Below are 13,384 nucleotides of genomic sequence, written 5' to 3'. Positions count from 1 at the left end.
CCGCGGAGCGAACAACAACAACAATAACAACAACAACGGCGGAGGTGGGAACAACAACAACAATAACAACAACAACGGCGGGGGTGGAGCGAAGTCACCCGACCGCCGGACTTCCACGTGCGCGCCCCGCTTTGTGTGGGGGACGAGGTCGCTGTGGGAGCGTGTCTCCGACACGCCGCATGCCGGCAATCAGGCCGTGGTACGCCTCTTCCGGAGAGCGAGAAAAGGGGCCCCTCCCGTGCCGTCCGGCGGCCTGGGAGAAGCCCCTTTCTCGTGCGTGGTGCGGCGGCGCGCCCGCCGTGATCCATCCGTCAGAACGTGCCCAGCTTGATGATCGACAGGATCGCGATCAGCTGGATCGCCGACGCGGCCAGGGCCTTCGGCCAGGGGAGGTCGTGGGACCTGCTGACCATGAGGGTGAGCAGAGCGCCCGCCGCCACCCATGTCACCCAGCCGAGGAGCTGGACGAACGACGCGTCGCCGCCGAAGAACATGGCGACGACCAGGCGCGGGGCGTCCGTGATGGACATGATCAGCATGGAGAGGCCGACGGTCGGCTGCCAGGCGCCGTCGCCACCGAGCTGGCGGGCCAGGGTATGGGTGACCACGCCCAGGATGAACGTGCTGATGACGATCGCCACGGCCGTGGTCAGGACGATCGGGACGGCGTTGGAGAGCGTGGCGGTGATGGCGTCCTCGCGGGCGCCGTCGAAGCCGAAGACCGCCAGCAGGCCGTAGAGGAACGTCACGATCAGGGCCGGGGCCCACATCGTGTAGTCGCGCATCTGCAGGAAGGTCTGTCTGGGGCTGGTGACGATGCCCTTCAGCAGGTCCTTCCAGTGCAGGCGGGGGCCTACGGGCGGGGCCGCGGCCTGGCCCGCGCGGTAGGTCTCGCCCTGGGTGTACGGGTCCTCGCCGACAGAGAAGGCCTGGGTGTGGCCGGGGCTGTTCGCCGCGTACGGGTCAGGGCCCTGCTGCGGGTGCCCGTCGCCGAAGTACTCCGGTTCACCGCCGCCGGGGCCGCCGGCCTGGGGCCAGCCGCCCTGGTGTCCGCCGCCCTGCTGTCCACGGCCGTAGGGCTGCTGCCCACCGCCGTAGGGCTGCCCACCGTAGGGCTGCTGCTGCTGCCGCGAGGGCGCGGGCGGGTAGCCGTACGGCTCCCGGCCTCCCTGCGGGGCCTGCTGCCCGTACGACGGTTGGTGTTGTTGCGGTCGCGCTTGCGGGGCCCGGTTGTCCCGGCCGCGCCCGATCCTGAATCCAGCCACGTAATCGAACGTACCTGGTCTCGCACAGTGACGTGTCGGGCCGGGGCCCGTGGAGCGGGGTTTGGGTCCGAGCTGTGACATCCCTTAAGGGGCCGCACAAGGGCCGAATGGGGGGTTTTCCGGGGGTCGCGCCGGGGTCATGTGAGGGATGTCCCGGCGGGGACGGAGGCGGCGGCGCTCAGGCCGGGTCCGCGGGTGCGGGCCCGGCCTGAGCCGTGCGAATACGCGTGCGACGGGAACCCCGCGCGTGGTGCCGTCCGCGGGGGCCGTACGAGTTACGCGAGCCGTACGAGTCCGTGCGGTGCGAGGTCCTACGGGCACGTCATGCCACGAAGGCCGGATCCGCACGGATCACGCCACGCAAGCTGTACGGGCACGGGCACGAGCACGAGTCGCGTCGGGCGGGCCGTACGAACGGTCCACGCGCGCTCCGGGGGGAATGCGCCCTTCGGCGAAAGCGGACTCAGTCCGCGAAATTGGCGCCGAAGGCCGGGGCACCCGTGGTCGAGACGCCCGCGTCGGCCGGCCAGACGGAGCGCGAGCCGGTCGTGGTGATCTTGGTGCCGTTGGAGGGCAGGTAGGTGATCGTGCCGTCGCCGGCGTTCTCGTACGAGCCCACCAGGAGGTCGGCCCTGCCGTCGCCGGTCACGTCGTCGAGCTTCACGTCCAGGCCGAAGAGGTCGCCCTTCTCGTCGTTGCCCGGGACGCCCGGCGTGCTCTGGGCGAAGGCCTGCGCGCCGGAGGAGGTGTTGACGCCGTGCGCGGAGCCGTACAGGACGGTCACCATGCCGGCGTCCGCGTGGCCGTCGAGGTCCTCGTAGGCGGTGCTGACGACGAGGTCCTGGTAACCGTCGTGGTTGATGTCGCCGAGGTCGAGCTCGTAGCCGAAGCTGTCGTTCTTCTCCGCGGTGCCGGGCACGCTGCCGGTGCTCTGGCTGATGCCGGCGGTCGAGGCGGGGCCCGAGGCGGAGCCGTAGGTGATGTTCACCTTGCCGCCGTACGCGGAGTCCGGAGGGGTCGTGCCGTCACTGAGCTTGGTGTTGTCCCAGGGCGCGCCGCTGACGATGTCGCCGAAGCCGTCGCCGTTGATGTCGCCGACGGCCGTGATGATGCCGGTCTTCAGGGGCTTCGCTGCGGAGACGCTCAGACCGTTCGCCGTGCCGGGCACGTAGTAGTTCGTGTTCCAGCCGTAGTCGGTCTTGGTCTCGAAGCCGTCCACCACCAGGTCGGTGCGGCCGTCGCCGTTGATGTCACCGGCGGTGAGGTTCAGCGGACCGAGGGCGCCGCCGCCGGACTGGATCGGGGGCTTGATCGTGGTCCGGGCGAGGCCGGCCGCGCCGCCGGCGGTGATGCCGCCCTTGTAGACGTAGATCGTGCTCGACGTGTTGCCGACGGCGAGGTCGGCCTTGCCGTCGCCGTCGAAGTCACCGGCGGCCAGGTTCTTGCCCCACAGGTCGTGCGAGGAGGAGGCCGGGTCGGCGATGGCCACGCCCTTGCCGGTGAGGCCGCTCGGGGAGCCCCAGAGGACGGAGAGGCCGCCGGCGTCGGTGTCGTTGCCGAACTTCTCGTGCGGAGAGGACACGGCGAGGTCGTCGTATCCGTCGCCGTTGAAGTCCGCGTACGCGGTCTCCGCGCCGAAGCCGTCCCCGGCCTCGGCGGTGCCGGGAACCCCGGCGGTGTTCTGGCTGAGCGTGGAGCGCTTGGCGGCCGACACACCGGTGGCGGTGCCGTAGAGGGCGACGAGCTGGCCCGCGGCCTTGTGGCCGCTGACGTAGGCGCCCTGGGCGGAGAAGGCGACGTCGCCGATGCCGTCGCCGTTGAAGTCGGCCGCCGGGACGGTCGTGGAGTCGGCGGCCGTGGCCGTCGCGGCCGAGAACGTGAGCAGACCGCCGGTCAGGGCGGCCGCGGTGGCCGTCGCGAGGGCGAGCTGCAGGGCACGGGGACGGTGGTGCAGGTGCTGCTTGTGCATGCGGGATTCTCCTGCGGCATGCGGGAATGCCTGGCGGGCACTCCCAGTCAATGGGGTGCGGACGGTCCACGTTCGCCGGGAGTTGCCCTGACGTTCATGATCCGGTCGGCGAACAGGAGACCCACAGGCAGGCAGGAGGGTTGTACGTGAGTTCGGATTTCTTGCGGGAGGGGTGTGGCCCCCGGGCCGGGAGTCCGTCCGCGGGAACCCGGACGTGGGGGAGCGGGGGGGAGAACGCGGAACGCCGGAGGCGCTGTCATCAGCTCCTCCGGCGTTCCTGGGTCGCTCCCGGGCTACTTCACCGGCTCGGGCTCCGGCTCGCTCTCGGCCTCCGCGGCCCCCGCCGGATCGACCGGCGTCCTGACGGAGTCGAGCAGCAGCTGCGCGACGTCGACGACCTGGACGGACTCCTTGGCCTTGCCGTCGTTCTTCTTGCCGTTGACCGAGTCGGTCAGCATGACGAGGCAGAACGGGCAGGCGGTGGAGACGATGTCGGGGTTCAGCGACAGGGCCTCGTCGACGCGCTCGTTGTTGATGCGCTTGCCGATCCGCTCCTCCATCCACATGCGCGCGCCACCGGCGCCGCAGCAGAAGCCGCGCTCCTTGTGGCGGTGCATCTCCTGCTGGCGCAGGCCCGGGACGGCGGACATGATCTCGCGCGGCGGCGTGTAGATCTTGTTGTGGCGGCCCAGGTAGCAGGGGTCGTGGTAGGTGATCAGACCCTCGACCGGGGTCACCGGGAGCAGCTTGCCCTCGTCGATGAGGTGCTGGAGCAGCTGGGTGTGGTGGATGACCTCGTAGTCGCCGCCGAGTTGCGGGTACTCGTTGCCGATGGTGTTGAGGCAGTGCGGGCAGGTGGCGACGATCTTCTTCGCCGACTGCGGCTTCCTCGACTCGGGGGTGGTGTTGCCCTCGTCGTCCGTCTCCTCGCCGAACGCCATGTTCAGCGCGGCGACGTTCTCCATGCCGAGTTCCTGGAAGAGGGGTTCGTTGCCGAGGCGGCGGGCGGAGTCACCGGTGCACTTCTCGTCGCCGCCCATGATCGCGAACTTGACGCCCGCCATGTGGAGCAGTTCCGCGAAGGCCTTCGTGGTCTTCTTGGCGCGGTCCTCCAGCGCGCCGGCGCAGCCGACCCAGTACAGGTACTCGACCTCGGTGAGGTCCTCGATGTCGCGGCCGACGACGGGGATCTCGAAGTCGACCTCCTTGGTCCACTCCAGCCGCTGCTTCTTGGCCAGGCCCCAGGGGTTGCCCTTCTTCTCCAGGTTCTTGAGCATCGTGCCCGCCTCGGACGGGAACGCGCTCTCGATCATCACCTGGTAGCGGCGCATGTCGACGATGTGGTCGACGTGCTCGATGTCGACGGGGCACTGTTCGACGCAGGCGCCGCAGGTGGTGCAGGACCACAGGACGTCGGGGTCGATGACGCCGTTCTCCTCGACGGTGCCGACGAGGGGCCGTTCGGCCTCCGCCAGCGCCGCGGCGGGCACGTCCGCGAGGGCCTCGGCCGAGGCCTTCTCGTTGCCCTCCATGTCCTTGCCGCCGCCCGCGAGCAGGTAGGGGGCCTTGGCGTGCGCGTGATCCCGCAGCGACATGATCAGCAGCTTGGGGGAGAGCGGCTTGCCCGTGTTCCAGGCGGGGCACTGCGACTGGCAGCGACCGCACTCGGTGCAGGTGGAGAAGTCCAGCAGGCCCTTCCAGGAGAACTGCTCGACCTGGGAGACGCCGAAGACGTCGTCCTCGCCGGGGTCGGTGAAGTCGATGTCCTTGCCGCCGGAGGTCATCGGGAGCAGGCCGCCGAGCGCGGTGGCGCCGTCCGCGTTCCGCTTGAACCAGATGTTCGGGAAGGCGAGGAAGCGGTGCCAGGCGACACCCATGTTGGTGTTGAGGCCGACCGTGATCGCCCAGCCCATGGTGACGCCGAGCTTGATCATGGCGGTCAGGTAGACCAGGTTCTGCAGGGTGCCGAGGCTCAGGCCCTTGAAGGCGGCGACCAGGGGGTACGACGCCCAGTACGCGGCCTCGTAGTGGTGGACGCCGTGGATGGCGCCTTCCAGGCCGCGCAGGGTCATGATGGCGAGGCCGATGACGAGGATGACGGCCTCGACGAAGTAGGCCTGGCCGGTCTTGGAGCCCGCGAAGCGCGACTTGCGGCCCGGCTTCGACGGCCGGTTCAGCTGTCGGATCGCGATCAGCACGAGGATGCCGAGCGTCGTGAACAGCGCGATGAACTCGGTGTACAGCTCGTACGGCAGCCAGTCGCCGAGGACGGGCAGCGTCCAGTCGGCCTTGAACAGCTGGCCGTAGGCGGTGACGATCGTCAGGCCGAGGGTCAGGAACCCGACGGCGACGAACCAGTGCGCGACGCCGACGATCCCCCACCGGTTCATCCGGGTGTGACCGACGAACTCCTTGGCCAGCGTGATGCTGCGGGCCTTCCAGGCGTCGGTCCGGGAGCCGGCCGGGAGCGGCTGGCCGAGCTTGATGAACCGGTAGATCTGCGCGACGGCTCGGGCGATGAGCGCAACGCCGACCACGGTCAGGGTCAGCGACACAATGATCGCGGCGAGTTGCATTGGGGGCTCCTCGGGCCTGCGAGGTGGGGCTTTATGTGATTACTAAGCGGTAACTTATGCAGTCCGTCTGAGACTACCCACTTCTTGCGCCGCACTGTAGCCAGCGGTGCGGTGATCTGCGTCGCTGAGGGTTGCCTGACGGGGGTGTCCCTTCCCGGAGCCGCGGGGTCGACACGTAAACCTGATCGTGTGATCTGCGGCGCATTTCAGACATTCAACCCTAAATTGGCGCTGTGTTGTACGGAATCGCCGCCGCCATCGCCGCCCTGTTCCTCGCCGCCCTGCTCGCCGCGCTGCTGCGGCCGCTCGCCCTGCGCCTGGGCGCGGTCGAGCGGCGGCAGGGGCGCGTGGTGGCGCTGCTCGGCGGGCCGGCGGTGATCGTCGCGGCGGCGCTCGTCGCCGGCGCCGGTGACTGGACGGGCGTCGCCCCGCTGGGTCCCGCGGCGGGGCGGCTGCTGGTCGCCGCGGTGGGGGTCGGTGTCCTCGGGCTCGTCGCCGACCTGCGGCCCGTACCGCTTCCGGTGCGGGTGGCCGTCGTGACCACCGCCGCCGCGCTGACGGTGCCGTTCGACGAACTCGGACTGACGGTGGGGGTCGTGGCCGTCGGGTGGATCGTCCTGGTCGCGCACGCATTCACCTGCCTCGATCACGCCGATGGAGTGATGGGGACGGTCGCCGTGGTCACCGCCTTCGCGCTGAGCGGGTGCGCGGCCGCCGAGGTCATGGACGGGCTCGCGACCCTGCTGAGCGTGCTGGCCGCCGCGCTGACCGGGTTCCTGATGCACGGCTGGCCGCCCGCCCGGATCGCGCCGGGGCGCTGTGGCGGCCTGTTCGCCGGGTTCGTGCTGGCCTCGGCGGCGGTGCTGGTGCACACGGGCCGGGAGGCCGGGTCGAGCGCGGGGGCCGTGTTCGCGCTGACGGTGGTGGCGACCGCGGACGCGGCGCTGGTGCTGGTGTCGCGGCGGCTGGCCGGACGTCCGCTGCTGCGCGACGCCCCCGACCATCTCGTCCACCGCCTGCGGCACCTCGGTGTCACACCGAGGGGTGCCGCGGTCCTCGTCGGGGTCACCGGCTTCGCGGGTGCACTCGTCGGCATGCTGATCGACATGGGGTGGGTGGCGGCGACGGCGGCCCTGTGGGTGGCCGGTGGGGCCGTCGTGGTGGTCCTGGGACTCCTTCGTGTGCCCGTCCACGGGGCGAGCCTTCCGGGAAAACCGCAGGTCGGGGCACACCTGCGTGTAAGGAACAGATAAGACTTGAGCCCCCTCGACTCAGCTCTGTTGACCGCGAGCCGGGTGTCGTGCACACTTGAGTCCGTTCCACTCAAGTCATTGCTGGAGGAATTGAAATGGCACGTGCGGTCGGCATCGACCTGGGCACGACTAACTCCGTCGTCAGCGTTCTGGAGGGCGGCGAGCCCACCGTCATCACCAACGCCGAGGGTGCCAGGACCACGCCGTCCGTCGTCGCCTTCGCCAAGAACGGTGAGGTGCTCGTCGGCGAGGTCGCCAAGCGCCAGGCGGTCACGAACGTGGACCGGACCATCCGCTCGGTGAAGCGTCACATGGGTACGGACTGGAAGATCGAGCTCGACGGGAAGCACTTCAACCCGCAGCAGATGAGCGCGTTCATCCTGCAGAAGCTGAAGCGCGACGCCGAGGCCTACCTGGGTGAGAAGGTCACGGACGCGGTCATCACCGTTCCGGCGTACTTCAACGACTCCGAGCGTCAGGCGACGAAGGAGGCCGGCGAGATCGCGGGCCTGAACGTCCTGCGTATCGTCAACGAGCCCACGGCCGCCGCGCTCGCGTACGGCCTGGACAAGGACGACCAGACGATCCTCGTCTTCGACCTCGGTGGCGGCACCTTCGACGTGTCCCTCCTGGAGATCGGCGACGGCGTCGTCGAGGTGAAGGCCACGAACGGCGACAACCACCTCGGTGGTGACGACTGGGACCAGCGGGTCGTCGACTACCTGGTGCAGCAGTTCAAGTCCGGTCACGGCGTGGACCTCGCCAAGGACAAGATGGCCCTCCAGCGCCTCCGTGAGGCGGCGGAGAAGGCCAAGATCGAGCTGTCCTCGTCCACCGAGACCTCGATCAACCTGCCCTACATCACGGCCTCCGCCGAGGGCCCGCTGCACCTGGACGAGAAGCTCACGCGCGCCCAGTTCCAGCAGCTCACCGCCGACCTTCTGGAGCGCTGCAAGACGCCGTTCCACAACGTCATCAAGGACGCGGGCATCAACCTGTCCGAGATCGACCACGTCGTTCTCGTCGGTGGCTCCACCCGTATGCCGGCCGTCGCCGAGCTCGTCAAGGAGCTGACCGGCGGCAACGAGGCCAACAAGGGTGTCAACCCGGACGAGGTCGTCGCCATCGGCGCCGCCCTGCAGGCCGGTGTCCTCAAGGGCGAGGTCAAGGACGTCCTGCTCCTCGACGTGACCCCGCTGTCCCTCGGTATCGAGACCAAGGGAGGGATCATGACGAAGCTCATCGAGCGCAACACCACGATCCCGACCAAGCGGTCCGAGATCTTCACGACGGCCGAGGACAACCAGCCGTCCGTGCAGATCCAGGTCTACCAGGGCGAGCGCGAGATCGCGGCGTACAACAAGAAGCTCGGGATGTTCGAGCTGACCGGTCTGCCGCCGGCGCCCCGCGGCGTCCCGCAGATCGAGGTCGCCTTCGACATCGACGCCAACGGCATCATGCACGTGACCGCGAAGGACCTGGGCACGGGCAAGGAGCAGAAGATGACCGTCACCGGCGGCTCCTCGCTGCCGAAGGACGAGGTCAACCGGATGCGCGAAGAGGCCGAGAAGTACGCGGAGGAGGACCACGCCCGCCGCGAGGCCGCCGAGACCCGCAACCAGGGCGAGCAGCTCGTCTACCAGACGGAGAAGTTCCTCAAGGACAACGAGGACAAGGTCCCCGGTGACGTCAAGACCGAGGTCGAGGCGTCCGTCGAGGAGCTGAAGGCCGCGCTCAAGGGCGAGGACACCGCCGAGATCCGTACGGCCACCGAGAAGGTCGCCGCCGTCTCGCAGAAGCTGGGCCAGGCCATGTACGCCGACGCCCAGGCCGCGCAGGCGGGCGGTGGCGCCGAGGGTGCCGCCGGTGCCGACCAGGCCAGGGCCGAGGACGACGTCGTGGACGCCGAGATCGTCGACGAGGACCGCAAGGACGGTGCCGCGTGACGGAGGAGACCCCGGGTTTCGACGAGAAGCCTGACGTCCCCTCCGGCGCCACCCCTGACGACGCCGAGCCGAAGGACGCCCCCTCCGCGGAGGGGGCGTCCCCGGCCGGGGGCGCCGCCGCCCCAGCACACACCGCCGGGCGGACGGCGCAGCAGGACCAGGTACGTACGGCGCTCGGTGAGCGCACCGCGGACCTCCAGCGGCTCCAGGCCGAGTACCAGAACTACCGCCGCCGGGTCGAGCGCGACCGGATCGCGGTCAAGGAGATCGCCATCGCGAACCTCCTGACCGAGCTCCTGCCCGTCCTCGACGACATCGGCCGCGCGCGGGAACACGGTGAACTGGTCGGCGGTTTCAAGTCGGTGGCCGAGTCGCTGGAGACCGTCGCGGCGAAGATGGGGCTTCAGCAGTTCGGCAAGGAGGGCGAGCCCTTCGACCCGATGATCCACGAGGCCCTGATGCACTCGTACGCGCCGGACGTCACGGAGACGACGTGCGTGGCGATTCTGCAGCCCGGGTATCGCTTCGGCGAGCGCACCATCCGCCCCGCGCGGGTGGCGGTCGCCGAGCCCCAGCCGGGCGCGCAGTCCGCCAAGTCCGACGACGCGACGGCTGAGGCGGCCGAGGACAAGGAGAGCGGTGGCCCGGACGAGGGCTGACGTTGACACGATGAGGAAGGAGGGACGTCGGGGATGAGCACCAAGGACTTCATCGAGAAGGACTACTACAAGGTCCTCGGCGTCCCCAAGGACGCCACCGAGGCCGAGATCAAGAAGGCGTACCGGAAGCTCGCCCGCGAGTTCCACCCGGACGCCAACAAGGGCAACGCCAAGGCCGAGGAGCGCTTCAAGGAGATCTCCGAGGCGAACGACATCCTCGGGGACGCCAAGAAGCGCAAGGAGTACGACGAGGCACGCGCCCTCTTCGGCAACGGCGGTTTCCGTCCCGGGCCCGGGGCAGGCGGCGGCAACTTCAACTTCGACCTGGGAGACCTCTTCGGAGGCGGTGCCCAGGGCGGAGCGGGAGGCGGGGCCGGCGGCTTCGGCGGCGGCATAGGCGACGTCTTCGGAGGCCTGTTCAACCGCGGCGGCGCGGGCACCGGTACCCGGACCCAGCCCCGGCGCGGCCAGGACATCGACACCGAGGTGACGCTGAGCTTCACCGAGGCGGTGGACGGCGCGACGGTCCCGCTGCGGATGACGTCCCAGTCACCCTGCAAGGCCTGCTCCGGCACCGGCGACGCGAACGGCACACCCCGGGTGTGCCCGACGTGCGTCGGCACCGGCCAGGTGGCGCGGGGTTCGGGCGGCGGCTTCTCGCTCACCGACCCGTGCCCCGACTGCAAGGGCCGCGGCCTCATCGCGGAGCACCCCTGCGAGATCTGCAAGGGCAGCGGCCGCGCCAAGTCCTCGCGCACGATGCAGGTCCGTATCCCCGCCGGGGTCTCGGACAGCCAGCGCATCCGCCTGCGCGGCAAGGGCGCGCCAGGCGAACGGGGCGGCCCGGCCGGCGACCTGTACGTCACGGTCCATGTGGACGCGCACCCGGTCTTCGGCCGCAAGGGCGACAACCTCACCGTCACCGTGCCCGTCACCTTCGCGGAGGCGGCACTCGGCGGCGAGGTGCGGGTACCGACCCTGGGCGGTCCCCCGGTCACCCTGAAACTGCCCCCGGGCACGCCCAACGGCCGTACGATGCGGGCCCGCGGCAAGGGCGCGGTCCGCAAGGACGGCACCCGCGGCGACCTCCTCGTCACCGTCGAGGTCGCGGTCCCCACGGACGTGTCGGGCAAGGCGCGTGACGCCCTGGAGGCGTATCGCGAGGCAACCGCGGACGAGGACCCGCGGGCGGAGCTGTTCCAGGCCGCGAAGGGAGCTTGAGCAGATGGACGGCCGTCGTCGGAACCCCTATGAACTGACCGAGGAGACCCCGGTCTACGTCATCTCGGTGGCGGCCCAGCTCTCCGGCCTGCACCCGCAGACCCTGCGCCAGTACGACCGCCTCGGACTGGTCTCCCCGGACCGCACGCCCGGGCGCGGCCGACGCTACTCCGCCCGTGACATCGAACTGCTGCGCACCGTCCAGCAGTTGTCGCAGGACGAGGGCATCAACCTGGCCGGCATCAAACGCATCATCGAGCTGGAGAACCAGGTCGCCGCGCTCCAGGCCCGTGTCGTGGAGATGGAGTCGGCCCTGGACGGCGCCGCGGCGGCCATGCGGCAGCGCGAGGCGGCCGTGCACGCCTCCTACCGGCGGGACCTCGTCCCGTACCAGGAGGTCCAGCAGACGAGCGCGCTGGTGGTGTGGCGGCCGAAGCGGTCGCCGGAGTAGTTCCCGATCGTCGAAGGGGCCGGGAGGTGATCCACCTCCCGGCCCCATCGCGTGCCCGCGGCGGGGGCACGCGTCGCGGGAAGAGGCCCGCCGAGCGGGTGAGTTGTCCGAGGGGCGCGGCCGGACCCGACGCCGGCGGAGCCGGCCGGTGCGGCGGGGGTGCGTACCGGGCGTCGCGGGGCGGGCCGGGGTTTCGCAACAGGCCCCGGACGCACAGGTGTTTGCCCGCGGAAACGGTGAGGCCGGCGGACTCCCGGCGAGCGGTGGTGACGTTCTGCCAGGTGCCTTTCCCACGGCCGTGGTCGACGAGGGTGCCGATTCGGCCAACTCCGCGCCGTGGGCACGGCGGTCCGTTTTCTTCGGTGTGCCCCGCTAAGTGACGTTCACGCGAACCGCCGTTTGCAGGCGGGTGCGACATAAACGGTCATTGCGGCCGGAGTTGTGCGATGCGCCCGACAGGCGGGCCGAGAGGTGACGCAGATCACTGAAGGCCGCACGAGGGTCGCCCCTCCGCGTCGCGGCGGGCTCGTCCTCGGCCGTCCGGAGCTGCGGTGATACTCGGCCATCTTCAAGTCTCCAGGTCGGGGGCGGGGTTTGCCGGGCCCCGGCGAGGTGTGTGGGAACGAGGAACCCCGCAGGTGTTGCGTGGAAGTGGAGGTACACGCTCTTCCCATCGTGTTCACTTGAGGAACACAGAACGCTGTTGCCATCTCGTTAAGTGGTTACTCCTTGACGCTGAGGTGATCGCCGCGTTGGCTTTCAGCCACCTGGGTCGCAATGCAGCTACCTCGCCCGGAAGGCACCTGATGTGAACACTCGTAACACCCGGCTTCGTCGTACGGCCATAGCCCTGGCCTCGTCCGCGATGGCCGTCTCACTCGCCGGCTGCGGGGTCGTGGACGGGATCGGCGGCAGCGACTCCAAGGCGAGCCCGACCAAGGGCGACGACATCAAGGTGGGTCTCCTTCTCCCGGAGAAGGGGAACACGCGTTACGAGAAGTTCGATCACCCGATCATCGAGGAGCAGGTCAAGAAGCTCACCAACGGCAAGGGCCAGGTCGTCTACCGCAACGCCGAGCAGAGCGCGAGCAAGCAGAACGCGCAGCTCCAGCAGATGGTGGACGACAAGGTCGACGTCCTCCTCGTGGACGCGGTCGACTCCAAGGCCATCGCGAGCGGTGTGCGCAAGGCCAAGGACGCGGGCATCCCCGTCATCGCCTACGACCGCCTGGCCGAGGGACCGATCGACGCGTACATCTCCTTCGACAACGAGCTCGTCGGAGAGGTGCAGGGCAAGGAGCTGCTGAAGGCGCTGGGCCCCGACGCCGCCACGAAGCAGATCGTGATGATGAACGGCGCGCCCACCGACCCGAACGCGGCGCAGTTCAAGGCGGGCGCCATGTCCGTGCTCGACGGCAAGGTCGAGATCGCCCGGAAGTACGACACCACGGACTGGGATCCGGTCAAGGCCAAGGCCAACATGGAGGAGGCCATCTCGGCCATCGGCGTCAGCCACATCGCCGGTGTCTACTCCGCCAACGACGGCATCGCGGGTGCGGTCATCGACGCGATGAAGACCATGGGTGTCAGCAACGTGCCGCCGGTCACCGGCCAGGACGCCGAGCTCGACGCGGTGCAGCGGATCATCTCGGGCGACCAGTACATGAGCGTCTACAAGTCGTACCCGCAGGAGGCCACCGCCGCCGCCGAGATGGCCGTGGCCAAGGTCCAGGGCCGCGGGATCGAGTTCGACGCGCTGACCCGCGACAAGGTCGACAGCCCCACGACCAAGAAGGTCCCGGCCCAGCTCGTCCCCGTGGTCGCGCTCACCAAGGCCAACGTCAAGGAGACGGTGCTCCAGGACCAGATCTACACCGTCGGGGACATCTGCACGGTCAAGTACAAGTCGGCCTGTGCGGCGGCCCACATCAAGTAGCCGTTCCCTTCCTGTCCCGGGGGGGGGGGGGGGGCCGGCCCGCCGGCGGCGCCGGCCGCGGGGGGGGGGGGGCGGGTGGGTGGGAGGCGGGGGCGGGGGGGGCGGGCG

9 protein-coding genes are annotated in these 13,384 nt (G+C 69.8%); 6 read left to right on the top strand and 3 right to left on the bottom strand.

All coding sequences use genetic code 11. From position 1 onward, the window contains the following. Positions 1 to 311 precede the first annotated feature (311 nt). The 3 genes from ACFV2J_RS41765 to ACFV2J_RS41755 form a co-directional block, all read right to left on the bottom strand. The gene (locus tag ACFV2J_RS41765) at positions 312 to 1,346 is read right to left on the bottom strand and encodes a Yip1 family protein (RefSeq protein ID WP_385092521.1); all 1,035 of its coding nucleotides are present in this window, start codon (positions 1,344 to 1,346) and stop codon (positions 312 to 314) included. 382 nt (positions 1,347 to 1,728) lie between these two features. Further along, positions 1,729 to 3,234, bottom strand: coding sequence for an FG-GAP and VCBS repeat-containing protein (locus ACFV2J_RS41760; RefSeq protein WP_385092523.1), 1,506 nt, complete (start codon positions 3,232 to 3,234; stop codon positions 1,729 to 1,731). A 293-nt stretch (positions 3,235 to 3,527) separates the two neighbouring features. Continuing rightward, positions 3,528 to 5,810: a (Fe-S)-binding protein gene (locus ACFV2J_RS41755; RefSeq protein WP_385092526.1), complete on the bottom strand. Its 2,283-nt coding sequence runs from the start codon at positions 5,808 to 5,810 to the stop codon at positions 3,528 to 3,530. Positions 5,811 to 6,043: 233 nt separating this feature from the next. Here ACFV2J_RS41755 and ACFV2J_RS41750 point away from each other — a divergent pair, with 233 nt between their 5' ends. From ACFV2J_RS41750 to ACFV2J_RS41725, 6 genes are all read left to right on the top strand, one after another. Next, positions 6,044 to 7,063, top strand: a complete 1,020-nt coding sequence (locus tag ACFV2J_RS41750) for an MraY family glycosyltransferase (RefSeq protein WP_385092529.1) — start codon at positions 6,044 to 6,046, stop codon at positions 7,061 to 7,063. 95 nt (positions 7,064 to 7,158) lie between these two features. Further along, on the top strand, positions 7,159 to 9,009 hold the full coding sequence (gene dnaK / locus ACFV2J_RS41745) for a molecular chaperone DnaK (RefSeq protein WP_385092532.1): 1,851 nt from the start codon (positions 7,159 to 7,161) through the stop codon (positions 9,007 to 9,009). Continuing rightward, complete coding sequence (gene grpE / locus ACFV2J_RS41740) at positions 9,006 to 9,668, top strand: nucleotide exchange factor GrpE (protein ID WP_385443701.1); 663 nt, start codon at positions 9,006 to 9,008, stop codon at positions 9,666 to 9,668. Before dnaK ends, grpE begins: the two co-directional genes overlap by 4 nt. Positions 9,669 to 9,701: 33 nt before the next feature. Further along, a complete protein-coding gene (dnaJ, locus tag ACFV2J_RS41735; protein ID WP_385096767.1) occupies positions 9,702 to 10,889 on the top strand; it encodes a molecular chaperone DnaJ in 1,188 nt (395 codons plus the stop codon). A 4-nt stretch (positions 10,890 to 10,893) separates the two neighbouring features. After that, a complete protein-coding gene (locus ACFV2J_RS41730; RefSeq protein WP_385096764.1) occupies positions 10,894 to 11,340 on the top strand; it encodes a heat shock protein transcriptional repressor HspR in 447 nt (148 codons plus the stop codon). Positions 11,341 to 12,148: 808 nt separating this feature from the next. Beyond that, a complete protein-coding gene (locus ACFV2J_RS41725; protein WP_385096761.1) occupies positions 12,149 to 13,276 on the top strand; it encodes a sugar ABC transporter substrate-binding protein in 1,128 nt (375 codons plus the stop codon). Positions 13,277 to 13,384: the final 108 nt, after the last annotated feature.

It is taken from the genome of Streptomyces sp. NPDC059668 (assembly GCF_042734135.1).
GTDB lineage: Bacteria > Actinomycetota > Actinomycetes > Streptomycetales > Streptomycetaceae > Streptomyces.
Note: the sequence above shows the minus strand (reverse complement) of the source record. Positions and strands in the feature narration are given on the sequence as shown.

Coding starts and splice junctions, on each gene's coding strand:
- ACFV2J_RS41765 (WP_385092521.1), bottom strand. CDS start 1,346: ATGTCACAGCTCGGACCCAAACCCCGCTCCACGGGCCCCGGCCCGACA.
- ACFV2J_RS41760 (WP_385092523.1), bottom strand. CDS start 3,234: ATGCACAAGCAGCACCTGCACCACCGTCCCCGTGCCCTGCAGCTCGCC.
- ACFV2J_RS41755 (WP_385092526.1), bottom strand. CDS start 5,810: ATGCAACTCGCCGCGATCATTGTGTCGCTGACCCTGACCGTGGTCGGC.
- dnaK (WP_385092532.1), top strand. CDS start 7,159: ATGGCACGTGCGGTCGGCATCGACCTGGGCACGACTAACTCCGTCGTC.
- dnaJ (WP_385096767.1), top strand. CDS start 9,702: ATGAGCACCAAGGACTTCATCGAGAAGGACTACTACAAGGTCCTCGGC.
- ACFV2J_RS41730 (WP_385096764.1), top strand. CDS start 10,894: ATGGACGGCCGTCGTCGGAACCCCTATGAACTGACCGAGGAGACCCCG.